General features: G+C 72.5%; 25 protein-coding genes and 3 tRNA genes. 22 read left to right on the plus strand and 6 right to left on the minus strand.

All coding sequences use genetic code 11. The annotated features are described in order from the left end of the window. Window positions 1-12: 12 nt before the first annotated feature. Both D1J60_RS17950 and D1J60_RS17955 read right to left on the minus strand, forming a co-directional pair. Window positions 13-630, minus strand: a complete 618-nt coding sequence (locus tag D1J60_RS17950; RefSeq protein WP_125824077.1) for an ATP-binding protein — start codon at window positions 628-630, stop codon at window positions 13-15. A gap of 81 nt (window positions 631-711) precedes the next feature. Beyond that, window positions 712-1,569, minus strand: a complete 858-nt coding sequence (locus tag D1J60_RS17955; RefSeq protein ID WP_241253307.1) for a glycerophosphodiester phosphodiesterase — start codon at window positions 1,567-1,569, stop codon at window positions 712-714. Between the two features lie 233 nt (window positions 1,570-1,802). Here D1J60_RS17955 and D1J60_RS17960 point away from each other — a divergent pair, with 233 nt between their 5' ends. The 15 genes from D1J60_RS17960 to D1J60_RS18030 all read left to right on the plus strand — a co-directional run bounded on the left by D1J60_RS17960 (window position 1,803) and on the right by D1J60_RS18030 (window position 16,243). Further along, complete coding sequence (locus D1J60_RS17960) at window positions 1,803-3,380, plus strand: trypsin-like peptidase domain-containing protein (RefSeq protein WP_125821773.1); 1,578 nt, start codon at window positions 1,803-1,805, stop codon at window positions 3,378-3,380. A gap of 139 nt (window positions 3,381-3,519) precedes the next feature. Then, window positions 3,520-4,425, plus strand: coding sequence for a LysR family transcriptional regulator (locus D1J60_RS17965; RefSeq protein WP_125604217.1), 906 nt, complete (start codon window positions 3,520-3,522; stop codon window positions 4,423-4,425). A 99-nt stretch (window positions 4,426-4,524) separates the two neighbouring features. Further along, entirely contained in the window at window positions 4,525-5,073 is a 549-nt protein-coding gene (locus D1J60_RS17970) for a cysteine dioxygenase family protein (protein WP_125604218.1), read from the plus strand. Then, complete coding sequence (locus D1J60_RS17975; protein ID WP_125821774.1) at window positions 5,073-6,119, plus strand: putative sulfate exporter family transporter; 1,047 nt, start codon at window positions 5,073-5,075, stop codon at window positions 6,117-6,119. The genes D1J60_RS17970 and D1J60_RS17975 overlap by 1 nt, the downstream gene beginning before the upstream one ends. A gap of 190 nt (window positions 6,120-6,309) precedes the next feature. Continuing rightward, entirely contained in the window at window positions 6,310-7,257 is a 948-nt protein-coding gene (locus D1J60_RS17980; RefSeq protein WP_125821775.1) for a peptidase, read from the plus strand. Between the two features lie 60 nt (window positions 7,258-7,317). Beyond that, a tRNA-Ser gene (locus D1J60_RS17985) sits at window positions 7,318-7,405 on the plus strand. Between the two features lie 233 nt (window positions 7,406-7,638). Continuing rightward, on the plus strand, window positions 7,639-8,094 hold the full coding sequence (locus D1J60_RS17990) for a DUF6344 domain-containing protein (RefSeq protein ID WP_241253308.1): 456 nt from the start codon (window positions 7,639-7,641) through the stop codon (window positions 8,092-8,094). Between the two features lie 465 nt (window positions 8,095-8,559). Further along, on the plus strand, window positions 8,560-8,871 hold the full coding sequence (locus tag D1J60_RS17995) for a hypothetical protein (protein WP_125821777.1): 312 nt from the start codon (window positions 8,560-8,562) through the stop codon (window positions 8,869-8,871). A 180-nt stretch (window positions 8,872-9,051) separates the two neighbouring features. After that, complete coding sequence (locus tag D1J60_RS18000) at window positions 9,052-10,203, plus strand: acyl-CoA dehydrogenase family protein (RefSeq protein WP_125821778.1); 1,152 nt, start codon at window positions 9,052-9,054, stop codon at window positions 10,201-10,203. Next, on the plus strand, window positions 10,200-11,114 hold the full coding sequence (locus D1J60_RS18005) for a bifunctional MaoC family dehydratase N-terminal/OB-fold nucleic acid binding domain-containing protein (RefSeq protein ID WP_125821779.1): 915 nt from the start codon (window positions 10,200-10,202) through the stop codon (window positions 11,112-11,114). The genes D1J60_RS18000 and D1J60_RS18005 overlap by 4 nt, the downstream gene beginning before the upstream one ends. Before the next feature lies 1 nt (window position 11,115). Further along, window positions 11,116-12,192, plus strand: coding sequence for an acyl-CoA dehydrogenase family protein (locus D1J60_RS18010; protein ID WP_125821780.1), 1,077 nt, complete (start codon window positions 11,116-11,118; stop codon window positions 12,190-12,192). Further along, on the plus strand, window positions 12,189-12,578 hold the full coding sequence (locus tag D1J60_RS18015) for a MaoC family dehydratase (protein WP_125821781.1): 390 nt from the start codon (window positions 12,189-12,191) through the stop codon (window positions 12,576-12,578). The genes D1J60_RS18010 and D1J60_RS18015 overlap by 4 nt, the downstream gene beginning before the upstream one ends. Continuing rightward, window positions 12,575-13,741, plus strand: coding sequence for a lipid-transfer protein (locus tag D1J60_RS18020; protein WP_125821782.1), 1,167 nt, complete (start codon window positions 12,575-12,577; stop codon window positions 13,739-13,741). Before D1J60_RS18015 ends, D1J60_RS18020 begins: the two co-directional genes overlap by 4 nt. A gap of 134 nt (window positions 13,742-13,875) precedes the next feature. Then, on the plus strand, window positions 13,876-14,409 hold the full coding sequence (locus tag D1J60_RS18025) for a SigE family RNA polymerase sigma factor (RefSeq protein WP_125821783.1): 534 nt from the start codon (window positions 13,876-13,878) through the stop codon (window positions 14,407-14,409). A gap of 187 nt (window positions 14,410-14,596) precedes the next feature. Continuing rightward, window positions 14,597-16,243: a long-chain fatty acid--CoA ligase gene (locus D1J60_RS18030; RefSeq protein WP_125821784.1), complete on the plus strand. Its 1,647-nt coding sequence runs from the start codon at window positions 14,597-14,599 to the stop codon at window positions 16,241-16,243. A gap of 20 nt (window positions 16,244-16,263) precedes the next feature. Here D1J60_RS18030 and D1J60_RS18035 read toward each other — a convergent pair whose 3' ends face one another. The 3 genes from D1J60_RS18035 to D1J60_RS18045 all read right to left on the minus strand — a co-directional run bounded on the left by D1J60_RS18035 (window position 16,264) and on the right by D1J60_RS18045 (window position 20,629). Then, window positions 16,264-16,839 (minus strand): antibiotic biosynthesis monooxygenase, encoded by a 576-nt coding sequence (locus D1J60_RS18035; protein WP_125595095.1) that lies wholly within the window; start codon window positions 16,837-16,839, stop codon window positions 16,264-16,266. Between the two features lie 14 nt (window positions 16,840-16,853). Continuing rightward, window positions 16,854-20,087, minus strand: coding sequence for a PAS domain-containing protein (locus tag D1J60_RS18040; protein WP_125821785.1), 3,234 nt, complete (start codon window positions 20,085-20,087; stop codon window positions 16,854-16,856). Window positions 20,088-20,206: 119 nt separating this feature from the next. Next, entirely contained in the window at window positions 20,207-20,629 is a 423-nt protein-coding gene (locus D1J60_RS18045) for an SSI family serine proteinase inhibitor (protein WP_125595097.1), read from the minus strand. A 177-nt stretch (window positions 20,630-20,806) separates the two neighbouring features. On the opposite strand from D1J60_RS18045, the gene D1J60_RS18050 reads away from it, so the two are divergent. The 3 genes from D1J60_RS18050 to D1J60_RS18060 all read left to right on the plus strand — a co-directional run bounded on the left by D1J60_RS18050 (window position 20,807) and on the right by D1J60_RS18060 (window position 21,813). Beyond that, window positions 20,807-20,897 (plus strand) — tRNA-Ser (locus D1J60_RS18050). A 299-nt stretch (window positions 20,898-21,196) separates the two neighbouring features. Then, window positions 21,197-21,269 (plus strand) — tRNA-Arg (locus D1J60_RS18055). A 178-nt stretch (window positions 21,270-21,447) separates the two neighbouring features. Further along, window positions 21,448-21,813 (plus strand): PH domain-containing protein, encoded by a 366-nt coding sequence (locus D1J60_RS18060; RefSeq protein ID WP_164720918.1) that lies wholly within the window; start codon window positions 21,448-21,450, stop codon window positions 21,811-21,813. A 12-nt stretch (window positions 21,814-21,825) separates the two neighbouring features. Here the strand turns inward: D1J60_RS18060 and D1J60_RS18065 are convergent, their stop codons facing one another. Continuing rightward, window positions 21,826-22,749, minus strand: coding sequence for an SMP-30/gluconolactonase/LRE family protein (locus D1J60_RS18065; protein ID WP_125821787.1), 924 nt, complete (start codon window positions 22,747-22,749; stop codon window positions 21,826-21,828). A 143-nt stretch (window positions 22,750-22,892) separates the two neighbouring features. Between D1J60_RS18065 and D1J60_RS18070 the strand changes: the two genes are divergently transcribed. From D1J60_RS18070 to D1J60_RS18085, 4 genes are all read left to right on the plus strand, one after another. Beyond that, on the plus strand, window positions 22,893-23,327 hold the full coding sequence (locus D1J60_RS18070; protein ID WP_125595100.1) for an Lrp/AsnC family transcriptional regulator: 435 nt from the start codon (window positions 22,893-22,895) through the stop codon (window positions 23,325-23,327). After that, window positions 23,324-24,214: a DUF2797 domain-containing protein gene (locus D1J60_RS18075; RefSeq protein ID WP_125821788.1), complete on the plus strand. Its 891-nt coding sequence runs from the start codon at window positions 23,324-23,326 to the stop codon at window positions 24,212-24,214. Before D1J60_RS18070 ends, D1J60_RS18075 begins: the two co-directional genes overlap by 4 nt. An 89-nt stretch (window positions 24,215-24,303) precedes the next feature. Then, window positions 24,304-24,642: an antibiotic biosynthesis monooxygenase gene (locus D1J60_RS18080; RefSeq protein WP_125595102.1), complete on the plus strand. Its 339-nt coding sequence runs from the start codon at window positions 24,304-24,306 to the stop codon at window positions 24,640-24,642. Continuing rightward, a complete protein-coding gene (locus tag D1J60_RS18085) occupies window positions 24,626-25,510 on the plus strand; it encodes an amidohydrolase family protein (protein WP_125821790.1) in 885 nt (294 codons plus the stop codon). The genes D1J60_RS18080 and D1J60_RS18085 overlap by 17 nt, the downstream gene beginning before the upstream one ends. The last annotated feature ends 6 nt before the right edge of the window (window positions 25,511-25,516 follow it).

A 25,516-nucleotide genomic window follows, 5' to 3' on the forward strand; every position in this document is an offset into this window, starting at 1 on the left:
GGCGGGCCCGCTTCAGTGATCCAGGTCGTCGAAGGCGGATGCGAAGTCCATCGCCGGGGCAGTGACGCGCGTAGCGAAATCCTCGTGCCGGGGCCCCCGGGCGACGATCACCCAGACGGTGACCTCACCCGCCGCTCCGTCCCGGACACCCCAGTCCTGGGCCAGGGCGCTGATGATGTTCAGCCCCCGGCCGCCGTGCGCGGTGACCGAAGGCGTGGCCGGGATCGGGCGGGTGGGGCCGCCGCCGTCCGTGACCTCGACCGTCAGCCGCCCCGCGGCGTCGACGCGCCACGCGGCGCGTATCTCCCCGTCTCCGATCTCGTGCCGGCCCAGCGGCCGGCCGTGCCGGCAGGCATTGCTGAGCAGTTCGGAAAGGATCAGTACGGCATCGTCCACGACCGATTCGGACAGGCCGCTCATGCGCAGCTGTTCGCGCATCCGGCGCCTCGCCTCGCCCACGCCCGCAGGACCATGGCGTATGTCCATGCACGACGACGTGGGCACTTCCTGTGCCATCACCAACGCCACCCCCGGAACCTCCTTAGCCCCACGCCAAGGTCTGGATGCCCCACTGGCCTGGACCGGAAACCGCCCTGACGAGGCCCTCTGGCACCGTCCTGACGCATTCATGACCGTCGGATGCGGAGCGGATGCGCCGGTGCACTCCCTGTCACGCACGGGACGGACGTGACGGGTGGGCAAATGGGGACGTCAGCGTCCGAGTTGTGACAGAACCTGACGTGGCCTGTTCGTGATGATCGCTTCTACACCCAGATCAGCGCATAGCTGAACATCTTCGGGAGCGTTCACCGTCCATACGTGCACGGAGTGGCCGGCGGCCTGGAGCCTGCGGATGAAGCCGGGGTGGTTGCGCACGATCCGCATCGCCGGGCCGGCGATGCGCACGCCCGCGGGCAGCCGCCCGTCGCGCATCCGGGGGGAGACGAACTGCATCAGGTACACGGTCGGGACCGTCGGCGCGGCCGCCCGGACGCGGTGCAGGGAGCGGGCGGAGAAGCTCATGACCCGGACCGGGTGCGGCCCGGCGGCGGGCGGGGCGTCCAGCCCGAACCGCTTGAGGAGGAAGAGGAGGCGTTCCTCCACCTGTCCGGCCCAGCGGGTGGGGTGCTTCGTCTCGATGGCCAGCTGGACGGGACGGCCGGCGTCGGACACCAGCTCCAGCAGCCGTTCCAGGGTGAGGACGGAGGTGCGCTCGGGGTCCGCGTCCCAGTCGGGGGACTCCTCGCGGTCCTTCCAGGAGCCGAAGTCGAGGGCGGCGAGGTCGGCGAGTTCCAGGGCGGACACCGCGCCGCGGCCGTTCGAGGTGCGGTTCACGCGGCGGTCGTGGACCAGCACCAGGTGTCCGTCCGCGGTCAGCCGGATGTCGCATTCGAGGGCGTCGGCGCCGTCCTCGATGGCCTTCCGGTACGCGGCCAGGGTGTGCTCGGGGGCGTCCTCCGAGGCGCCGCGGTGGGCGACGACCTGGATGGGGCTCGGCGATGCGTGGGTCACCCGGTCATGGTGCCATCGAGGAGACCTCGCGCGTCGGGGTGAGTCCTGTGGGCGCATCTGATATGTCGGATATAAAGAATGGGGGGAGATGCACAGGTCCGGCTTACAGTGCCCTGACGGGCCATGGGAAAGGCTTCGTCCTGGAACTTGTACGGCACCTCGAACGTTCAGTCGGACCGATGCCAGGTGAGTGTCGGGACGGTTTCGCCTGATATGCCCAGTAGCTGAGACACCCAGAGCCTGTGCAGCCGTGTAAGCCTGTAAGCCGTGTGTGACGAGGAGAGAGCGCTGTGAGCACCGAGAACGAGGGCACCGCGGCCCCGACGCCCCCCGCGGCCCCGTCCGTACCCCCCGCGCCGGCCGCCTCCACCCCTGACCTGACGAAGGCCCCGGCCGCGCCCGCCGCGGCCCCGGCGGAGCAGGGGTACGCGCCCGGCGAGCCGGAAGCCCCGGCCGCGCCGGCCCAGGCCCCGGCCCCCGCGGTGGGTGCCGACCAGACCCAGCAGCTGCCCCCCGCCCCGGCGGCCCCGCCCGCCGCGCCCCCGGCCTACGGCTACGACCAGACGCAGGCCCACGCACAGAACCCGGCGCAGCCCCCGGCTCCCGCCGCGCACACGGCGTACGGCGCCGAGGCGTGGCCCCCGCCGCCGCCCGCTGTCCCGGCGTACGGCGGCCAGGGCGGCCACGGCGGCGGTGCCTGGGGCGCCCCCCTCACCACCGACGGCACCCCGCCGCCCAAGCCGAAGGGCAAGGGCGCCATGGTCGCGGCCGTCCTGGTGGCGGCCCTGCTCGCGGGCGGCGTGGGCGGCGGCGTCGGCTACTGGGCGGCCGAGCGCAACAGCGGCGGCGGCTTCGGCTCCACCACCATCACCGCGGGCAACACCCCCAAGGACCTCAAGCGCGACGCCGGCTCCGTCGCGGGCCTCGCCGCGAACGCCCTGCCCAGCGTCGTCACCATCGAGGCCTCGGCCGGCGACGGCGAGGGCGGCACGGGCACCGGCTTCGTCTACGACCAAGAGGGCCACATCCTCACCAACAACCACGTGGTGGCCTCCGCCGCGAACGGCGGCAAGCTCTCCGCGACCTTCTCCGACGGCAAGAAGTACGAGGCCGAGGTGATGGGCCGGGCCCAGGGCTACGACGTCGCGGTGATCAAGCTGAAGAACCCGCCGACGGGCCTCAAGCCGCTGCCGCTGGGCGACTCCGACAAGGTCGCGGTCGGCGACCCGACCATCGCGATCGGCGCCCCCTTCGGCCTGTCCAACACGGTCACCACCGGCATCGTCAGCGCCAAGAACCGCCCGGTGGCCTCGGGAGACGGCTCCGGCGGCAAGAACTCGTACATGAGCGCCCTGCAGACGGACGCCTCCATCAACCCCGGCAACTCCGGCGGCCCGCTGATCGACGGCCGCGGCGCGGTCATCGGCATCAACTCCGCCATCCAGTCCGCGGGCGGTGGCGGCGGCTTCGGCGGTGGCGGCCAGGCCGGCTCCATCGGCCTCGGCTTCGCCATCCCGATCAACCAGGCCAAGAACGTCGCGGAGTCCCTGATCAAGACGGGCAAGCCGGTCTACCCGGTGATCTCCGTCTCCGTGGACCTCCAGGCCAAGGCGAACGGCGCCAAGATCTCCGAGCAGGGGGCCCCCGCCAACGAACTGGTCGACCCCAACGGCCCGGCCGGCAAGGCGGGCCTCAAGCCCGGCGACATCATCACCGAGTTCGGCGGCAAGCAGGTCGACAGCGGCCCGACCCTGATCAGCCTGATCTGGACGTACAAGCCGGGCGACACGGTGAAGCTGACCTACCTGCGCGGGGGCAAGCCGACCACCGTCGACATCACGCTCGGCTCGCGCGTCGGCGACAAGTAACCGCCGGCCGGCCCGCGGCCGGGAAGAGATGCGGGCCGCGGGCGCCGAGGTGAACAGGCGCTCGACAGTGGCTTGATGGGAGGGGCCGTGGGCGGGATTCCGCCTACGGCCCCTCCCAACATCTGCTTATGCTTCGCTCGTGTTCGATTCACGGCACATACGGACATTCCATGAAGTCGTCGCGGCGGGCTCCTACTCGGCGGCCGCCCGCGTCCTGGGCTACACCCAGCCGGCGATCACCCAGCAGATGAAGGCGCTCGAACGCGCGGTCGGCACCCCGCTGTTCACCCGCGTCGGCCGCCGCATGAAGCTGACCGAGGCCGGTGAGTCCCTGGCCCGGCACGCCGAGTCCATCCTCGGCAGCCTCTCCGCCGCCGAGGCCCAGCTCAAGGCGTACACGCGGCTGCGCACGGGGCGCGTACGGGTCTGCGGATTCCCCAGCGCCAATGTCACGCTCGTCCCGGAAGCCCTCAGCGGCCTGGCCAAGCAGCATCCCGGAGTCCAGGTCGAGCTGCTGGAGGGCGAGCCGCCGGAGTCCCTGCACAGGCTCCAGCGCGGCGAGTGCGACATCACCCTCGCCTTCACCTACCCGGGCCTGCACGAGGAGATCCCGGAGGAGGTCGCCGAGGTCAGGCTGCTGGAGGACCAGCTCACGGTGCTGCTGCCGACGGGTCATCCGCTGGCCCGGCGCCGGGCCGTGCACCTCGCCGACCTCGCCGAGGAGCGGTGGATCGCGGGCTGTCCGCGCTGCCGGGCCAATCTGCTGCACGAGTGCGCCGAACTGGGCTTCGTACCCGACATCCGCTTCGCGACCGACGACAACCTGGTGGTGCAGAGCCTGGTCGCACAGGGGCTGGGCGTGGCGATGATGCCCGCTCTGGTGCTGCCCTCGCTCTCCCTCAGCCGGGTCTGCGGGCGGGTGCTGGAGCCCGCCGCCCGCCGCCACATCGCCGCGTACGTCTACCGGGACCACCTGCGGATCCCGGCGACGGCGGTGGTGCTGGACGAGCTGAAGAGGGTCGCTTCGAACCGCGTCGGCTGCTGATCCGACGGCTCCAGCGGTCCTCAATCCATAAGCTCTGCTTGGGATTTCAGGTCATAACTGTCGTTGGACGTGATGGATGCGCCGTCCGACGCTGCTTGTATGACCACCACCACGCCGGCCCGTACGACCACGAGGATGGCCGCCCTCGTCACCGAGATCCGCTCCGTCGTGGACCGGGGACTTGCCCCCGACCTGACCTCCTACCTGGTCGGCGAACGGCTCGCCCCGCACCTGGGCGCGGCCGACCTGCTGACCGCCGAGCAGCAGGAGGGCGACCCGGAGCACTACCGGCAGCACATCCTTCACGCGGAGCCCGACGGCAGCTTCTCGGTCGTGGCCCTGGTCTGGATGCCCGGCCAGGAGACCTGCATCCACGACCACGTCTCGTGGTGCGTGGCGGGCGTGCACCAGGGCGAGGAGAGCGAGCGCCGCTACCGGCTCGCCCCGGGCCCCGACGCCGCCCGTCTGGTCGCCACCGAGGACGTGGTCAACGCCCAGGGCGAGGTCTGCGGCTTCGCACCGCCCGGGGACATCCACAAGGTGCGCAACTCCTGTACCGGCACGGCGATATCCATCCACGTCTACGGGGCCGACGTCTCCCGCCTGGGCACCAGCATCCGCCGCGTCTACACGCTCCCCGTCGACTGATGGCCCTCCTCCACCGCCCCCAGAGCGCGGCGGTCCGCCATGTTTCACGTGAAACACCCACTCCCTGGACCGGATTGGGCATGGCCGCCGCCGGCGCGCTGGTGGCGTGGGGCGTGCACCGGCTGGTGCCGGGCGTGCCGATGCTGACCGCCTCGGTGGTGCTCGGGATCGCCGTGGCCCACCTTCCCGGCGTACGGACCGTCGTGCGCGGGCCGGCCCGCCCGGGTCTGTCGCTGGCCGGGCGGCGGCTGATGCGCATCGGCATCGTCCTGCTGGGCCTCGGTTTGGGGCTGGACCAGGTGCTCCGCCTCGGCTGGGCGACGGTGGCGATGGTCTGCGCCGTGGTCGCCGCCACCTTCTTCGGCACGGTCTGGCTCGGCCGCCGCCTCGGCCTGCCGGGGGACCAGCCCCTGCTGATCGCCACCGGGTACTCGATCTGCGGTGCCTCGGCCATCGGCGCGGTGAGCGAGGTCTCCGGCAGCGACGAGGAGGACGTGGCCGCCTCGGTGGCACTGGTCACCCTGTGCGGAACGCTGGCCATCGCGGTACTGCCGCTCCTCCAGGGCCCGTTGGGGCTCTCGGGCCCGGCCTTCGGGCGGTGGGTGGGGGCGAGCGTCCACGATGTCGGCCAGGTGGTCGCGACGGCCCAGACCGCGGGCCCCGGCGCACTGGGCGAGGCGGTGCTGGTCAAGCTGATGCGGGTGGCACTGCTGGCCCCCCTGGTGGCGGCGGTGGCCTTCTCGATGCGGGCCCGGCGGCGCGGCGTACGCACCGCCTCGGGGCGGCGTCCGGCACCGGTGCCGCTGTTCGTCGCCGGGTTCCTGGCGGCGGCCGCGCTGCGCGCCACCGGTCTGCTGCCCGGGGCGGCCCTGGACTGGGCGCACACGGCCCAGGAGGCCCTGCTGGCGGCCGCCCTGTTCGGGCTGGGCAGCGCGGTCCACCTGCCGACCCTGGCCCGCACCGGAGGGCGCGCCGCACTGCTCGGGCTCGGAGCCTGGGTGGTGGTGGCGGGGGTTTCGTACGCCGGTGTCCTCGTGACCACATGACGGCGGGACCCGGGGCGAGTTGGCCATTTCCTGGCCGGAACCGACCGAACGTCCGGACCGCCCCCTGACATCTCCGGGCCCGCGTGCGACTCTGCCCCCGCAAGCCGAACAGCCGATCCGCACCGACAGCTCTTCACCCCCACCCCTGCCCGGGTCACTCCGGCCACGGGCACGGCAGAAGGAGTCCTGCGTGAATCGTCATCGCACGGCGTTGTCCGTCCTCCTGGCAGCGGGCGCCCTGCTCGCGGGGGCCCTGACGGCGGCCTCCCCTTCGGCGGCGGCCGAGCCGCCCTCCTCGTTCCGGCCCGGGCAGACCCCCGGCTTCTGGACCGCCGAGCGGATGCGTCAGGCCACCCCGCTCGACCTGGAGGCGGCTCCCGGCGGCGCGCGTACGGCGCCGGTGAAGGCGGCCCTCCCCACCCGGGTGCCCCCGACCTCCCCCTCGTCCGTCATGGCGTTCCCGCAGGCGGGCGGCGCCTGGACGGGCGGCGGGGCGGTGGTGAGGACCTCCGGCCGGGTGTTCTTCACCTTCCAGGGCCGTACGGCCTCCTGCTCGGGCGACTCGGTCACCAGCCAGAACGGCAGCACGGTCATCACGGCCGGCCACTGCGTGAAGTACCAGGGCGCCTGGCACACCAACTGGATCTTCGTGCCGGCGTACGCCAACGGCAACGCCCCGTACGGCCAGTGGTCGGCGGTCAAGACCTTCGCCACCGACCAGTGGGCGGCCAGCGAGGACATGAACATGGACGTGGGCCTCGCCGTCGTCGCCCCGCTGAACGGCCAGAAGCTCAGCCAGGCCGTCGGCGCGCAGGGGATCCTCTTCAACGGCGGTTACAACAAGCGCATGTACTCCTTCGGCTTCCCGGCGGCGGCTCCGTACGACGGCACCAAGCTCGTCTACTGCAGCGCCAACACGGGCAAGGACTTCCTGCTGACCAAGGACCACAGCATGGCCTGCAACATGACGGGCGGCTCCAGTGGCGGCCCCTGGTTCCAGGACTTCAACGAGTCCACGGGCCTGGGCACCCAGGTCTCGGTGAACAGCTTCGGCTACAACTTCCTGCCCAACACGATGTTCGGCCCGTACTTCGGCAACGAGGCCAAGGCCGCCTACGACAAGGCCCAGACCTCCTGACCCGCCCGACCGCAACTCCCACCCCACCCACCCCGACATCCCGGTACTCTGTACCGGCCAGGTGGGTTGCCCGAGCGGCCTAAGGGAACGGTCTTGAAAACCGTCGTGGCGCAAGTCACCGTGGGTTCAAATCCCACACCCACCGCCACACCTCAGCGCACGCGCTGACCCGAAGGGGCGCCCCGATCGCGGGGCGCCCCTTCTTCGTGTGTCCGGGGCGCCCGGCCGGTGTCCCCGGGGCCGGCGGCAAGGGGGCTGGGCCTTCCGGGTGGTGTTTGTCAGAAGATCGGCGCGCGTGGCGGGGGTCGTGCGGTTGCGGCCACATCATGACGAATGTATGCAGATCCGCCCGTCGGAACATCGCGAAATGAGGGGCTCGTCATGACCCACCGCAGCTTCACCTCGATCTGGACCAGCGTCCTCGCCGCGCTCGTGGCGCTCCTGGCCGCCCTCGGCCTCGGTGGGAAGGTGGCCCCGGCGGCCGCGGGTGAGGCGGTCGCCGCTCCGGTGGCGCCGGCGGTGCGCCGTCGTCCGGCCGTGGTGGCGCGGCGGACCTGGCGGGCGGTGATGCGGGGCGGTTCGCTCCCGCCGACGATCAAGCAGCGGATCCGGGCCGAGGCCCACGGCAAGGCCCCGTCCGTCCGGCGATCGACCACCGCCGCGGCCCTGGCCCCTGATGCGTTCGCCGCCCCTGATGCGTGCGTCGTCCCCGATGCGTTCGCCGTCCGCGACGGGCTCGCCGCCTCCGATGAGCTCCTCGCTCCTGCCGCGGCCCACGGTTCCGAGGCCGCCCGCGCCTCCCGTGCGGATCGGGGCCGGCTCGACCTCGCCGCTTAGCGGGGGCGCGACCAGCAGCGTCAGGAACGGAAGGATGCGGCGCAGGCGCGCCGCGCAGTGCCCCCGGGGATGGGGCACAGGGGGTCGCACCGGCGTTCGTCCGGGGCGCGCGGGGGGCGTGAAGCTTGGTACGGCAGGGCCGCAGGGCCGGGAGACGGTGGGGTTCCCGGACAGTGCGGCCCTTTTCGGCATGTCCGGGGCGGGCCGGTTTGACGGAACGATTCGCCTCTTGCGTGCGCGGGGTTCCGCGCGTTGCGGGTGCGCCGCGTGGGGCGGAAGGGGCGCGAACGGGGTTTATCCGTAGTTGGTCATGCTTGCGGGGGAATAGCAGGCTGCGGGGTGGTTCGCCGGGGATTCGGTGGGCAACTCTGGTCTCGCGACGTCGTCAGCAGCACGAACGACCGAGGCGGTCGGCCAACTGCCTTGGAGTACACCCGACTTCGGTTTCATGGAGGAAATTCAGACATGGCAAGCATCCGTACCGCCCGCGTCATCGCCGCCGTCGCCTCGCTCCCCCTCGCCGCCGCCTTCTTCGGAGGGGTGGCCGCGGCCGACAACGGCTCCTTCGCGAACGACGGATCGAATGCGAGCGTCGCGAGCATCGTGGGCAGCGGTGTGGGCGGCGGCAACAGCGGAAACTCCTCCACCTCGCAGCAGGTGGCCACCGGCTCCGGAGCGTCGAACCAGAACAACACCGCGCAGGTCAACGGCTCCGCGTACACGGCGATCCACCAGGCCAACTCCGCTGTCGCGGTGAACTTCTTCCCGTGGTGGTAGGCGGCCCTCCCGGAGCCGCTTGACCGCTGAGGGCGCCCGTACGACCGGACCGGCTGGGGTCCGGTCGCGCGGGCGCCCTTCCGCATGTCCGGCTGCCCTCCCTCCCGACCTTGACATCCACGGCGAATCTGACGGACAGTCAGTTTTATTCGTCCGCCGCGATGCCGGGAGGCCAGCGCCGTGCACCTCGCCCCGTCCGAAGGCCAGGCGCGACTGCGCGCCGAACTGCGCGAGTACTTCCGCGACCTGCTCCCCGACGGGGTACCCGAAGACCCGGACGCCCAGCGCGCCCTGCTGCGCCGGATCGGCGCCGACGGCCTGCTCGGCCTCGGCTGGCCCGTCGAGTACGGCGGCCAGGGCCGCGGCCCCGACGAACAGTTCGTCTTCTTCGACGAGGCCTACCGGGCCGGCGCCCCCGTCTCCATGGTCACCCTCAACACGGTCGGCCCCACCCTCATGAAGTACGGCACCCAGCACCAGAAGGACTGGTTCCTCCCCCGGATCCTCCGCGGCGAGATCGTCTTCGCCATCGGCTACTCGGAACCCGAAGCCGGAACCGACCTGGCCTCGCTGCGCACCAAGGCCGTCCGCGAGGGCGGCGACTGGGTGATCGACGGACAGAAGGTCTTCACCTCGAACGCCCAGAACGCCGACTGGATCTGGCTGGCCTGCCGCACCGACCCGGGGGCGCCCAAGCACGAGGGCATCTCGATCATCCTGGTGCCCACCGACAGCCCCGGCTTCGCCTGGACACCGATCGAAACCGTCGGGGGCCTCACCACCACCGCGACGTACTACGACTCCATCAGGGTCCCGGAGGGCAACCTCGTCGGCCCCGAACACGGCGGCTGGGGCCTGATCACCAACCAGCTCAACCACGAACGCGTCGCCCTCGCCGCCATCGGCATGCAGGCCGAGGACTTCTACGAGCGCGCCCTGCGCCACGCCCGCACCCCCGACCCCGCCACCGGCGACCGCCCCGCCGACCGCCCCTGGGTGCGCTCCCGGCTCGCCGAGGCCCACGCCCGGCTGGCCGCCGTACGCCTCCTCAACTGGCGCCTCGTCCAGGACGTGGGAGCGGGCACCCTGGCCCCCGGCGACGCCAGCGGAGTGAAGTTCCTCGGCACCGAATCCACCGTCGAGGTCTACCGGATCTGCCAGGAGGCGGTGGGCGAGGAGGCCCTCGTACGCGGTCCGGACGCCTTCGCCGGCGGCGAGCTGGAACGGATGAACCGGGCCGCCCAGATCAACACCTTCGGCGGCGGAGTCAGCGAGGTCCAACGCGAGATCGTCGCCATGATGCGGCTCGGAATGAAGGGGAGGAAGCGATGACCGCCGGGGAGAGCGACCCGTTCCACGAGAGGCTCAAGGCCTTCGAGGGGCGGCCCGCCGCCACCGAGGGCCGGGCCAAGGACGCGGTCAACGAGCCGATGATCCGCCACTGGTGCGAGGCGATGGGCGACACCAACCCCGCCTACACCGGACCCGACGCCATCGCCCCGCCCACCATGCTCCAGGCCTGGACGATGGGCGGCCTCTCCGGCCACACCGACCGCTCCTCCGCCTACGACGAGCTGTTCGAGCTCCTCGACGGCGCCGGCTGCACCTCCGTGGTCGCCACCGACTGCGAACAGGAGTACCTGCGCCCGCTGCGCCCGGGCGACGAAGTGAGCTTCGACGCCGTGATCGAGTCGGTCTCGCCGCGCAAGACGACCAAGCTGGGCACCGGCCACTTCGTCACCACCCGCATGGACGTCCGGGCGAACGGCGAACTCGCCGGGACCCACCGCTTCCGCATCCTCAAATACGCCCCCGCCGCCCGGCCCGAGAGCCGCCCGGCGGCCCCGCCCCGGCCGCGGCCCGTGATCAACCGCGACAACCAGGGCTTCTGGGACGGGGTCCGTGAGCACAGGCTGCTGATCCAGCGCTGTACCGCCTGCGCGACCCTGCGCTTTCCCTGGCTGCCCGGATGCAACGCCTGCTCCTGCCCCGACTGGGACACCGTCGAGGCGACCGGCGCCGGCACGGTCTTCTCGTACGTCGTCATGCACCACCCGTCCTTCCCCGCCTTCGACCCCCCGTACGCGGTGGCCCTGGTCGAGCTGGCCGAGGGCGTCCGGATCATCAGCAACATCACCGGGGTCCCCTACGACAAGGTCCGCATCGGCATGCCCGTCCGGCTGGAGTTCCTGCGCGTCGACGACACCCTCGAACTGCCCGTCTTCCGAGGGGAGGCGGGCTGAGGTGGACTTCCACCCCACCGAGGAACAGGCCGCCGCGGCCGGCCTCGCCGCGCGGATCTTCCGCGACCTCGCCACCCACGAACGGCTCGCCGCCGCCGGCACGGCGAGTGACGCCGAACTCTGGAAGGCCCTGACCTCCGCCGGACTGATCTCCGCCGTCGAGGACGTCGGCCTGCTCGGCCTGGTCCTGCTGCTGGAGGAGCAGGGCCGCACCACCGCGCAGGTCCCGTACGCCGCCACCTGCGCGTACGGCGTCCTGCCGGTGGCCGCGCACGGCAGCCCCGAGCAGCGGGGCCGGCTGCTGCCCGCCCTCGGCTCCGGCGAGGCCGTGGCCACCGGAGCCTTCCCCGAGCGCGGCCGGTTCACCGCCACCCCCGGCGGCCTCCTCACCGGCAACGCCCCCGCCGTGCCCTGGCTGCGCGACGCCACGCACGTGCTGCTCCCCGACACCGGCCGGACCCTGTGGCTCGTACGGACCGACGCGCCCGGGGCGACCGTCCGGCCGGTGGAGACCACCGCGCCCTGGGCGTCGGGGAGCCTCACCCTGGACGGGTCCAGGGGGGAGCGGCTCGGCGGCCCGGAGGCCTACGACCAGGTGCTCGGCGCCGCCCGCACCGCCTTCGCGGGACTCCAGGCGGGGGTCTGCGCGGGATCGCTGGCCCGGGCCGTGGAGCACACCTCGGCCCGCGAGCAGTTCGGCCGGCCGCTGTCCACGAACCAGGCCGTCATGCTCCGCGCGGCCGACGCGTACATGGACACGGAGGCGATCCGGGTCACCGCGTACGAGGCGGCCTGGCGCGTCGACGAAGGACTCCCGGCCCGCGAGCACGCGCTCACGGCGGCCTGGTGGGCCTCCGAGGCGGGCAAGCGGGTCGTCCACGCGGGCCAGCACCTGCACGGCGGGATGGGCGCCGACCTGGACCACCCCGTCCACCGGCACTTCCTGTGGGGCCGCCAGCTGGACGCCTACCTGGGCTGCGGCAGCGAGCTGCTGGCCGAGCTGGGCGCCCTCATATCCGAGGGGGAGGGCCCCGTGTCCGAAGGGGAAGACCTGATGTCCGAGGGGGAACACGCATGAACGTCGGCGACGCGCTGCCGCCGCTGGAGATCCCGGTCACCCGCACCCTGATCGTGGCGGGGGCCATCGCCTCCCGCGACTACCAGGACGTGCACCACGATGCGGAGCTCGCCCGCGCGAAGGGTTCCCCGGACGTCTTCATGAACATCCTGACCACCAACGGCCTGGTCGGCCGCTACATCACCGACCACCTGGGCCCGCGCGCGGTCCTGCGCAAGGTCGCGATCCGGCTCGGCGCCCCGAACTACCCGGGCGACACGATGACCCTCACGGGTAAGGTCACCGCCGTCGACGGGGACACCGCGCAGATCAGGGTCGTCGGGGCCAACAGCATCGGCCACCACGTCACGGGCACCGTGACCGTCACCCTGGGGGCCGCCGCATGAGCGTCCGCACCCGCGACGGACTGGGCGGCCGGGCCGCCATCGCCGGCATCGGCGCGACCGAGTTCTCCAAGGACTCCGGCCGCAGCGAGCTGAAGCTCGCCGTCGAGGCCGTGCACGCGGCCCTCGACGACGCCGGGCTCACCCCCGCCGACGTCGACGGCATGGTCACCTTCACCATGGACACCAGCCCCGAGATCACCGTCGCCCAGGCGGCCGGCATCGGGGAGCTGTCCTTCTTCTCCCGCATCCACTACGGCGGCGGCGCGGCCTGCGCCACCGTCCAGCAGGCCGCTCTCGCCGTCGCCACCGGGGTGGCCGAGGTCGTGGTCTGCTACCGCGCCTTCAACGAACGCTCCGGCCGCCGCTTCGGGTCCGGGGTGCAGCAGCGCGAAGCCTCCGCGGAGGGCGCCGCCCTCGGCTGGTCCCTGCCCTGGGGGCTGCTCACCCCCGCGTCCTGGGTGGCCATGGCCGCCCAGCGCTACCTGCACACCTACAACCTGACCCCGGAGGCCTTCGGCCACGTCGCCGTCACCGGCCGCAGGCACGCCGCGAACAACCCCGCCGCCTACTTCCACGGCAAGCCCATCACCCTCGCCGACCACGCGGCCTCGCGCTGGATCGTCGAGCCGCTGCGGCTGCTGGACTGCTGCCAGGAGACCGACGGCGGTCAGGCCCTCGTCGTCACCACCGCCGAGCGGGCCCGGGACCTGCGGCAGAAGCCCGCCGTGATCACCGCCGCCGCACAGGGCGCCGGCCGCCGCCAGGAGGGGATGACCTCCTTCTACCGGGACGACCTGACCGGCCTCCCCGAGATGGACGTGGTCGCCCGCCAGCTATGGCGCACCAGCGGACTGCGGCCCGCGGACATCGACGTGGGCATCCTCTACGACCACTTCACCCCCTTCGTCCTCATGCAGCTGGAGGCGTTCGGCTTCTGCGGCCCCGGGGAGGCCGCGGACTTCACGGCGGCCGGGACGCTCCCCCTCAACACCCACGGGGGACAGCTCGGGGAGGCCTACCTGCACGGCATGAACGGCATCGCCGAAGCCGTCCGCCAGGTGCGCGGCACCTCCGTCAACCAACTCCCCGGGGCGGAGAACATCCTGGTCACCGCCGGTACGGGGGTGCCGACCTCCGGCCTGGTCCTGGGAGCCGGGCTCTGACTGCGGTCCCGGTGGCCGGCCGCGTCCTCCACCTTCAGGAGGTGGGGCGCGGCCCGGCCGTACAACCTGAGAGGGACCCGGCTCCGGCACCTGGGGCCGATCCCAGGAAGGCGTCCCGCTTCTAGCGTGGAGCCATGACCACGCCTGTGTGCACGCTCGCCGCGAACCCGATGCAGTACCCGTCGTTCTCGACGTACGTACGGACCCGTGGCACCGTCCTCCTGCGTACCGCGCGCTCCCTGACCGCCAACCCCTGTGACGCGGAGGACCTGCTCCAGACGGCCCTGGCGAAGACCTACGTCGCCTGGGACCGGATCGAAGACCACCGCGCCCTCGACGGCTACGTCCGGCGGGCCCTGGTCAACACCCGCACCTCGCAGTGGCGCAAGCGCAAGGTCGACGAGTTCGTCTGCGACGAGATCCCGGAGGGCGAGACCCCGGCGGGAACGGACCCCGCGGAGGCGCAGGCGCTGCGTGACGCGATGTGGCGTGCGGTCACCCGGCTGCCCGACCGGCAGCGGGCCATGGTCGTCCTGCGCTACTACGAGGACATGAGCGAGGCGCAGACCGCCGAGCTGCTCGGAGTGTCGATCGGCACGGTCAAGAGCGCCGTCTCCCGGGCGCTGGTCAAGCTGCGCGAGGACCCCGAGCTCACCCCGGTGCGCTGAACGGCGACCGGTGCCGCTGCGGCCCCGCCCACGTGTTTCACGTGAAACATCGGCCACGGAACGGCCCCGGACAGTGATGGGCCAGCCTGTTTGTACTCCCGGGTAGTGACATGCCGACCGGTACGTGCGCAGAATCGGCAGCATCCGACAGCCGCCGCAGCGCCGCAGCGCTCACCGGGAGGACGCTTTGCTGAGCACCATGCAGGATGTACCGCTGCTGATCTCGCGGATCCTGGCCCACGGGTCGACGATCCACGGGACGTCCCAGGTCACCACCTGGACCGGCGCCGAGCCGCACCGGCGCAGCTTCGCCGAGATCGGCGTCCGCAGCGCCCAGCTCGCGCACGCGCTGCGCGACGAGCTCGGAGTCCAGCAGGACGAACGCGTCGCGACCCTCATGTGGAACAACGCCGAGCACGTCGAGGCGTACTTCGCGATCCCGTCCATGGGCGCGGTCCTGCACACGCTCAACCTGCGCCTGCCCCCGGAGCAGCTGGTCTTCATCGTCAACCACGCCGCGGACCGCGTCGTGCTGGTGAACGGCACCCTGCTGCCGCTGCTGGCCCCGCTGCTGCCGCACCTGCCGACGGTCGAGCACGTCGTGGTCGTGGGCATCGGCGACCGCTCCGCCCTCGACGGGCTGGCCGTCCGGGTCCACGAGTACGAGGAGCTCCTCGCGGGCCGTCCCGAGCGCTACGACTGGCCCGAGCTGGACGAACGCCAGGCCGCTGCCATGTGCTACACCTCCGGCACCACCGGGGACCCCAAGGGCGTGGTCTACTCCCACCGCTCCATCTACCTGCACTCCATGCAGGTCAACATGACCGAGTCGATGGGGCTCACCGACCACGACACCAGCCTGGTCGTGGTGCCCCAGTTCCACGTGAACGCCTGGGGCCTGCCGCACGCCACCTTCATGACCGGCATCAACATGCTGATGCCGGACCGCTTCCTCCAGCCGGGCCCGCTCGCCGAGATGATCGAGCAGGAGAAGCCCACGCACGCCGCGGCCGTCCCCACCATCTGGCAGGGGCTGCTCGCCGAAGTCACCGCGAAGCCGCGCGACCTCACCTCGATGAAGCAGGTCACCATCGGCGGCGCCGCCTGTCCGCCCTCCCTGATGGAGGCCTACGACAAGCTCGGCGTCCGCCTCTGCCACGCCTGGGGCATGACCGAGACCTCCCCGCTGGGCACCATGGCCCACCCGCCGGCCGGGCTGACCGCCCAGGAGGAGTGGCCGTACCGGGTCACCCAGGGCCGCTTCCCCGCAGGCGTCGAGGCCCGCCTCATCGGCCCGGCCGGCGACGTCCTGCCGTGGGACGGGGAGTCGGCCGGCGAGCTGGAGGTCCGCGGCAACTGGATCGCCGCCTCCTACTACAACGGCGTGTCCGGCGAAGCCCTGCGCCCCGATGACAAGTTCAGCGCGGACGGCTGGCTCAAGACCGGGGACGTCGGCGTGATCAGCGCCGACGGCTTCCTCACCCTCACCGACCGGGCCAAGGACGTCATCAAGTCCGGCGGCGAATGGATCTCCAGCGTCGAGCTGGAGAACGCCCTGATGGCCCACCCGGAGGTGGCCGAGGCGGCGGTCGTCGCCGTCCCGGACGAGAAGTGGGGCGAACGCCCCCTGGCCACCGTCGTCCTCAAGGAGGGCGCCACCGTGGACTACGACGGCCTGCGCACCTTCCTCGGCCGCTCCATCGCCAAGTGGCAGCTCCCCGAGCGCTGGACGGTCGTCGAGGCCGTGCCGAAGACCAGCGTCGGCAAGTTCGACAAGAAGGTGATCCGCAAGCAGTACGCGGACGGCGCCCTCGACGTCACCACCCTCGCCTAGGCGTACAGGCCCCGCCGACGTCAGCCGCGCGTGAGCCACGGCCGCAGCAGCCTGCTGACCGCCGGCATGGCCACGTAGGTCATCAAGGTGCTGAAGACGACCGCGAAGGCGGCCGTCCGCACCACGAAGTGCAGGTCCACCAGGTACGGCCCGAGCAGCGCGTTGCCCGCCAGCGAGATCGGGAAGATGGCCAGCCCCGAGCTGATCGCCATCTTCCAGCGCGGCGGCGCGGGCCGGGTCGTACCCGGCTTGGCGAACCAGGTCTCCATCCCGTGCAGTTCACGCCGGGCTATCTCGGTGTGGTGGTGGCCCAGGCAGTTCGAGAACCACTGGGCCCGCTCGGGGGAGTCCTGCCAGCGCTGGAAGGCCGCCTGGTCGCGGAAGCGGTGCACCAGGAACCACGGGCCGCCCTCGGTGGCGGGCCGGAACAGCCCGTACCCCAGGTGCCCGGGGAAGGCGGCGGCCGTTTCCAGGATCCCGTGGGCCCAGGCCTCGAAGGTCTCCTCGTGGCCGGGCTCCACCTGCCGGGCGATGAGGAGGTTGACCTCCCCGTTGTCGGCGGGAACGGTGCGCTCGGACGTGTCGGTGATGGCCATGGGCCCCAGGATCGCTAGTTGGTCCCGATCTTGGCCAGCAAGTCCACGATGCGGCCCTGCACATCGGCCGTGGTGGCCCGCTCGGCGAGGAACAGCACGCTCTCGCCCGACGCCAGCCGCGGCAGGTCGGCGGGAGCGATCCCGGCGGTCGTGTAGACGACCAGCGGCGTGTGGTTCAGCAGCCCGTTGGCACGCAGCCAGTCCACGATCCCGGCCCGCCGACGACGGACCTGCATCAGGTCCATGACCACCAGGTTGGGGCGCATCCGGCTCGCCAGCTCCACGGCGTCCGTGTCCGCGCCCGCCCGGCCGACCTGGAGGCCGCGCCGTTCCAGCGCGGCGGTCAGGGCGGTGGCGATCTCGTCGTGCTCCTCGATCAGCAGGACCCGGGACGGGTGCTGCTCGCTGTCGCGCGCCGCGAGAGCCTTGAGCAGGACGGCCGGATCGGCACCGTACGCCGCCTCGCGCGTGGCCTGCCCCAGCCCGGCCGTCACCAGTACGGGCACCTCGGCGGCCACCGCTGCCTGGCGCAGGGACTGCAGGGCGGTCCGGGTGATCGGTCCGGTCAGCGGGTCCACGAACAGCGCGGCGGGGAACGCGGCGATCTGCGCGTCCACCTCCTCGCGCGAGTGCACCACCACCGGGCGGTAGCCGCGGTCGCTCAGCGCCTGCTGCGTCTGCGCGTCGGGGGCCGGCCACACCAGGAGCCGGCGCGGGTTATCCAGCGGCTCCGGCGGCAGCTCGTCGTCCACGGGCTGCGGTACGGGCCGGTTGACGACCTCCACCGCTCCCCCCGGGCCGTCCAGCGGCTCCGGGCCCTCGGCGGCGCCCGCTTCGGGGGCCCCTATGGCGAAGGCCCGCCCCTGGGGCGCGGGTTCGGCGAGCCGACGGCGCCGGCCGGAACCGGAACCCTCCGCGCCCGCGGCGCCCGGGTCCACGGCGATGCCCTGGCCCAGGGTGCCCAGAGCGCGCACGCTGATCGGCTGCCCCGCACCCACCGGCGCCTCACCCGGCCGGCGGGCACCGGGTACGGAGGGCTGCCCGGGGGCCTCCCCGTCCTCGGGGGCGGTGCGCGCGGCGGGCACCGGCCATGCGGGGGTCGCGGGCAGCGCACGCCGCCGCCCGGTCGGGAGCGCGGGCTCCGCACCGTCGGCCGGCTGCTGCGGCTCGGGCTCCGCGGGCGCGCCGAGCACCCGCCGGCCACGGCGTCCGCCCGGGCCCTCGGCCTCGGACTCGGCGGAACCGGAACCCGCGGCGGGCCCGGCCGGCAGGGCGAAGCCGCCCTCGGGGGCGACGGGCCGCGGCGCGGCGGGCGCCGGGAGCCCGGCCGCCGGCACCGGGCCGGGGGGCTGCGCGGCCGCCCCGGCCTGCCCCAGCGCCCGGCGGCGGCCCGCCGGGTGCTCGGTCACCGGCACCGGGGGCACCGACGGCACGGGCGGCAGCGCGGGCATGGCGGTGCCCTGCGGCGGCACGGGCCGGTCGTGCGGGGCGTCGTCACCGTCGCGGCCCCGCCGTCGCCCGGTACCGAGCCCCGCCGGGTTCACCGGGGACTGGGCCAGCTCCGCCGGACCGGCCACGACGCCCTGCGCGGGGGCCTCGCCCTCCGCCCGGCGCCGCCCGGACGGCAGCGCCAGCGCGCCCCCGCCCTCACGTGCCTCGGGGTTCCTGGGCCCGGCGGTCTCGTCCTCCAGGAAGGCGTCCACCCCGCGCCGGCCCCGCCGGCCGCCGGAGACCGTCGCGGGGGCGGCCTCGGGCTCCGGCGCGGGCTGCTCCTCGGGCTCCGGCAGGGTCACCGTCCCGGCGCCCGAACCCAGCGGCAGCTCCAGCACGTACGCCCCGCCGGGCGCGCCGGGCACCTCCACCGTCTGCAGGACACCGCCGTGCGCGGTGACGATGCCCCGCACGATCGGCTCGTGCACCGGGTCGCCGCCCTCGTAGGGGCCGCGCACCTCGATCCGTACGACGTCGCCCCGCTGGGCCGCGGCCACCACGACGGTGGAGTCGCCGTACCCGCTGCCCTGGGCGGTCTTGCCGGTGGCGTCCACTCCGGCGACGTCCGCGATCAGGTGCGCGAGGGCGGCGGCGATCCGCCCCTCGTCCACCTCGGCCTCGATCGTCGGCGCGTGGACGGCGAACTGCACCCGCCCGGGGCCGACCAGCTCGACCGCGCCGTCGACACCCGCTGCGACGACGGTGTTGATCAGGGCGTTCTTCTTCTTGAGCTTCTCGCTGCCCGCGTCCAGGCGCTGGTACTCCAGCACGTTGTCCACGAGGGTGGTCATCCGCGAGTAGCCGGCGGCGAGATGGTGCAGCAGCTGGTTGGCCTCGGGCCACAGCTGGCCCCCGTCGTCGGCGGCCAGCGTGGCCAGCTCTCCGCGCAGTTCCTCCAGCGGGCCGCGCAGGGAGTCCCCGAGGACGGCCAGCAGCTGGGCGTGGCGCGCGGCGAGGGCGTCGTACTGGCGCCGGTCGGTGAAGGTCATCACCGCGCCGACGAGCAGGTCCCCGTCCCGTACGGGGGAGGTGGTCAGGTCGACGGAGACGGCCTGCCCGGCCTTGTTCCACAGCACCTGGCCGCGGACCCGGTGCTTGCGCCCGCTGCGCAGGGTGTCGGCGAGCGGGGACTCGTCGAAGGGGAAGGGCGACCCGTCGGCGCGCGAGTGCTGGATGAGCCCGTGCAGCTCGCGGTTGCCGAGGTCGGTGGCGCGGTATCCGAGGATCTGCGCGGCGGCCGGGTTGACGAGGACGACGCGGCCCTCGGTGTCCGTGCCGACGACGCCCTCGGCCGCGGCGCGCAGGATCATCTCGGTCTGCCGCTGGGAGCGGGCCAGCTCGGCCTCGGTGTCCACGGTCTCGGAGAGGTCCCGTACGACGAGCATCAGCAGTTCGTCGCCGGTGTACGGCTGGGGCTCGCGGTAGGCGTCACGGCCGTCGAGGTGGGCGCTGGTGACCTCGACGGGGAACTCGCTGCCGTCGGTGCGGCGCGCGGTCATCCGCTTCGGCTTGGAGCGGCCCTCCTCGCGGTCGCCGGGGCGGCGCATCGAGCCGGGGATCTGCTTGGAGTCGAACTCCGGCAGGAGGTCGAGCACCCCGCGGCCGACGAGCCCGGTACCGGGGCTCTCCATCACTTCGAGGGCGATCGAATTGGCGTTGACGACCGTGCCGTTGGCGTTGACGAGCAACAGCGCGTCCGGGAGCGCGTCGAGTATTGCTGCGAGGCGAGCAGCGCCTCGGGATGGCCTGCTGCTCACGACGAGCTTCCTCCCTGACCACGACTACCGGCATGTCACGGGAGGAGTCTAAGGGCACCGTCCCGCCGTGGGGTGGCGGATGAACGGGGGAAAACGTGCATCCGCCGCATCGTCCCAGGTCAGGAACGCTCCCCCGGAAGCACAGGTTCCAGGTTCTTCCACCGGGCGATGTCGCAGCCGTTCCTGCGCTGGAAGGTGGTGTCCACCTTCTGGCCGCGCCACGTTCCCGTGACGCGGGCGACGGCCGACCCGCCGTACTGGAAGGAGCAGTTCTTGGCGTCCGACTCGGCGAAGGGGTCCTTGCCCTGCCGGGCCAGCGTGTCGAGGCGGGCGCAGGCCTCCTCGGCGAAGGGGTGGTCACCGCCGGCGGGGTGGCACTCCAGCCGGTGCGTGCCGTCGACGAGGCGGTTGCCGCTCTTGGAGATCTCGATGGTGAGCCGGTCGGGTGAGGACAGCAGGCGCCCCAGGGGCAGGGGCGGCAGGGGTCCGGCGGCCGCGGCGGCGAGGGCGGAGGTGACGGCGAAGGCGGCGAGACGCAGCATGGGGCACTCCAGGTCGTCCGTACGTCGTACGCCTCACCAACGACCTTCCCGCTCGGACGTTGCGTGCTTAAGCCTTTGCTCTGCGGCCCTGGCTCCTTGTACCGTTGGGAGCGGATTGGTGAGCGGCCCCGCGGCTGTGTCATCATCTGCACGCACCTTCGTACGCGGGGGTGTGCTGGAGGCGTCGCCTAGTCCGGTCTATGGCGCCGCACTGCTAATGCGGTTTGGGGCTTACACCCCATCGAGGGTTCAAATCCCTCCGCCTCCGCACCTCACCGAAGCCCCGGTCCTGATGGACCGGGGCTTCGGTGCGTTCGGGCTGCCGGCGGGGGTGCGGACCGGGTGGACGGTGGGCCGGCGCGTTCAGGGCTTGGAGGGGTTTGGGACGGGCCCGTATGGGTACCCCGGCCGGCCCGGCGCTGCGGCGCGGATCCCTCCGGACGATCTTCTTCCAGGGCGTTTCCGCAGGTCAGAGGCGTTGCGGCTAATGGATTTCGCGTCCCGGCGAGGTCCATGTATTGTTGTTCTCGCAAGGCCAACGGGGCGAAAAAAACCCGGGAAGCCCAAGCACTCGTAGCTTAACGGATAGAGCATCTGACTACGGATCAGAAGGTTGCAGGTTCGAATCCTGCCGAGTGCACAGCCGAGAGGCCCTCAGGAGAAGTCCTGAGGGCCTCTTTCGTGTGTCCGGACGGTACTCAAGGCGGAGGGGTCCCCCGGGAGAGCTCAGGGACGGAATGGCTCCTGAGGGGGACGTGGACCACGCTGCCCCCCGGATACGGTTTTCGAAGATCGTTCGAACCTTGATGGGGGCTCTCATGGGACTCTTCGGAAACGCGCACACCGTCGACCCGTCGTCGGCGCAGCGGGACTACGCGCGCCTGCTGGGGAACGGCGAGCAGGTCCACGCGGCGTACCTGCTGGTGCGCGACACGATCCTGTTCACGGACCGGCGGCTGGTGTTCGTCGACAAGCAGGGGCTGACGGGCAAGAAGGTGGAGTACCACTCCATCCCGTACCGGAGCATCACGCACTTCTCGGTGGAGACGGCCGGGCACTTCGATCTCGACGCCGAGCTCAAGATATGGATATCCGGCAGCCCGGCGCCGATCGAGAAGACCTTCACCAAGGGGGTCGACATCTACGAGATGCAGGCGATCCTGACCCAGTTCGTCGCGCGCTAGGCGGGCACGGTCTCAGGGGCGGGCGGGCAGGACGCGCGGGAGGCCGGTCACCGAGAGCACCAGCGAGTAGAGCGAGGTGGTGGCGGTGATGAAGAGGCGGTTGTTCTTCGGGCCGCCGAAGGCGATGTTCGAGACGGGTTCCGGGACGCGCAGGCGGCCGATGAGGTCTCCGTCCGCCGCGTAGCAGTGCACGCCCGACGCCATCGCGGCCGCCCACAGCCGGCCCTCGTCGTCGAAGCGGATGTTGTCGACCGAGGGGCAGTCCGTGAAGACGCGGTCCCCGCTGAGGGTGCCGTCGTCGCCGACCTTGAAGGCGCGGATGTGACCGGCGCGGGTGTCGGCGGCGTACAGCTCGCTCTCGTCGGGGGAGAAGACCAGGCCGTTCGGCCCGAGGAAGCCGTCGGCGACGAGGCGGACCTCGCCGGTGGCCGGGTCGGCCCGGTAGAGGTTGCAGGCGCCGATCTCGCTCGGCGCCCGCCGGCCCTCGTAGTCGTTGGTGATCCCGAAGTCCGGGTCGGAGAACCAGACGGAGCCGTCCGAGCGGACCACCGCGTCGTTGGGGCTGTTGAGGCGCTTGCCGTCGAAGTGGTCGGCGATGACGGTGATGCTCCCGTCGGGTTCGGTGCGGGTGACGCGCCGGTTGCCCTGCTCACAGGTGATCAGGCGGCCCTCGCGGTCGAGGGTGTTGCCGTTGGAGTGGCCGGCCGGGGAGCGGAAGACGGAGACCGCGCCGGTCGCCTCGTCCCAGCGCAGCATCCGGTCGTTGGGGATGTCGCTCCACACGAGCTGGCGCCAGGCGGGCAGGTACAGGGGGCCTTCGGCCCAGCGGCAGTCGTCGTAGAGCCGTTCCAGGCGGGCGTCTCCGTTGGCGCAGCGCCCGGTACGGAAGCGTTCGTCCAGGATCTCGTACAAGGTGAGGTCAGCTATGCCCAACATGATTCCCCCAGATTGGTTAAGCGCCGAATGGTGTTCGGTGTGATGGTGAGATTGCAGGATCAGGTACCGTCTTCGCAAGAGCCGACGGGCTCGACCGGCCCAAGGGGCTCGACGGGCCGGCGGGCCCACGGGAGGAAGACGGCGTGGACGACATCGACCGGGCGCTCGTCCTGCGCCTCCAGCAGGACGCGGGACAGTCCTACGCGGCGCTCGGCGCGGCCGTGGGGCTCTCGGCCGGGGCCACCCACGAGCGCGTACGCAAACTGCGCGAGCGCGGGGTCATCCGGCGGACCACCGTCGACGTGGACCCGGCCGCCGTCGGAAGCGGGGTGCTGGCCTACGTGATGGTCGACTCCAACGCGTGGATGGGCGAGTCGGCGCAGGACTTCGCCGCCATCCCCGAGATCCAGGAGGCGCACATCATCGCCGGCAGCGCCTCGGTGCTGGTCAAGGTGCGCACGGCCACCACCGAGCAGCTCCAGGACGTCCTGCGGCGGCTCTACGCCATCGACGGGGTCAGCGGGACACAGGCCACCGTGGTCCTGGAGACCTTCTTCGAGCGGCCGCTCCCGCTGTGACCGCCCCCGCCTCGGGCTGGTGGTGCACCGGGATCCGGTGGAGCGCGGAGGGTCCCGCCATCGGGTGGTGCGGGCGCGGGGAGCGCGGCAGCCCGCTCACCCCGGGGCAGCGGCTGGCCTTCACCGCCCGTGGCGAGCGCCACTGCCTGGGCGTGTGGCGGGCCGGGAAGCGGACCCCGTGCCCGGTGGCGCGGCCGGTGCCGGGCCGGGCGGGAAACGCCCAGTGCGCCGAGTGCGCCCGGCTGGACCGGTCCTTCTCGGTGGCCGCGGACACCAACGCGGCCGACCCGCGGACCTACCGCGTCTACCTGGCGTGGTTCGGGCCCGGGATGGTCAAGGTCGGCATCACCGCCGAGGAGCGCGGCCCGGTCCGGCTGCTGGAGCAGGGGGCCGTCACCTGGGCCTGGCTGGGGCGAGGGCCGCTGATGGCGGCGCGCCGGACCGAGGAGCTGCTGCGGGCCGCCCTGGGGGTGCCCGACCGGATCGCGTACGCCCGCAAGCGTGCCGTACGGGCCCGGCTGCCGACGGAGCCCGAGCGCGCCCGGGAGGTCGCCGAGCTGCACGCGCGGGCCGCCGCGCTGCCCGGGTGGCCGGAGTCGCTGGAGCGGGTGGGGTGCGAGGTCATCGACCACGCCGGGGCGTTCGGGCTGGCCGGGCTGCCCGAACCGGCCCGGCTGGTCACGGAGCTGTTGCCCGGCGGGACGGTCGTCGGGCGGCTGGCGGGGGCCGCCGGACCCGACCTGCACTTCGCGGACGGGCTCGTGGTGGACACCCGGCTGCTGGCCGGATGGGAGCTGTCGGCCGTCCCCGAGGGGGCCCGCACCGACGTACCGCTGGCCGTCGTCGCGCCCGGGCCGCCCGAGGCCGAGCAGGGCGGACTGTTCTGACGCCGGTCAAGGTCAAAACTTGGATCCCTTTGGCCTCCCGGGGCCGATTCCGATGGACATGCCAAGGGCCTTCCGCCGAGGGTGGGGGCATGAGCATTCAGCCCGTTCCGGCGTTCGAACCGCCTTATGTGATGGCCGTATTCAGCAATGTCCGCACCTCCGACGAGAGCGGCTATCCGGAGACCAACGCCCGGATGAACGAGATCGTCACGGAGAACCCCGGGTTCCTCGGCTACGAATCCGCCCGCACCCCCGGCGGCCTGGGGATCACCGTCGCGTACTTCCGAGACCACGAGTCCCTGCGCGTCTGGCGGGAGGACCTGGAACACCAGGCCGCCATGAAGCAGGGCCGCGCCCACTGGTACGAGAGCTACACCCTGCACGTCGCGACCGTCGAGCGGAGCCACGGCTTTGCCCGCAACGGTTGAAGCGGTCCGCGCGTTCCGCGAGCGGCTCGGTCTGCCGGGACTGGTGGACGTCCACACCCACTTCATGCCGGAGCGGGTGCTCGCGAAGGTCTGGGACTACTTCGACGCGGTCGGTCCGCTGACCGGCGTCCCCTGGCCCATCACCTACCGGCTCGAGGAGGAGCGGCGGGTGGCGCTGCTGCGGGAGTTCGGGGTCCGCGCCTTCACCTCCATGCTCTACCCGCACAAGCCCGCCATGGCCGCCTGGCTCAACGCATGGGCCGCGGACTTCGCCGCCCGCACCCCCGACTGCCTGCACACCGCGACCTTCTTCCCCGAGGGAGACGTGGCGGCGTACACCGCGCAGGCCGTGGCAGACGGGGCCCGGGTCTTCAAGGCGCACCTCCGGGTCGGCGGCTACGACCCGAACGACGAGCGGCTCGACCCCGTCTGGGGCCTGCTGGCCGAGGCGGGGATCCCGACCGTCGTCCACTGCGGTTCGGGGCCCGCGCCGGGCAAGCACACCGGCCCCGGCCCGGTCGCCCGGCTGCTGGCCCGCCACCCCCGGCTGCCGCTGGTCATCGCCCACATGGGGATGCCCGAGTACACGGACTTCCTCGACCTCGCCGCCCGGTACCCCGAGGTGCGGCTCGACACGACCATCGCCTTCACCGACTTCTCCGAGCGCCTCGGCCCCTTCCCGCCCGGGGAGCTGGGGCGGCTCGCCGACCTCGGAGACCGGATCCTGCTGGGCACCGACTTCCCGAACATCCCCTACCCCTACGAGCACCAGCTGGAGGCACTGGAACGGCTCGGCCTCGGCGACGACTGGCTGCGCGCGGTATGCCACGACAACGCCGCCCGCCTGTTCGGCCTCCCCCTCCCCTGAGCACCC

Origin of the sequence: Streptomyces sp. W1SF4 (assembly GCF_003950035.1) — a bacterium.
Taxonomy (GTDB): Bacteria; Actinomycetota; Actinomycetes; order Streptomycetales; family Streptomycetaceae; genus Streptomyces; species Streptomyces racemochromogenes.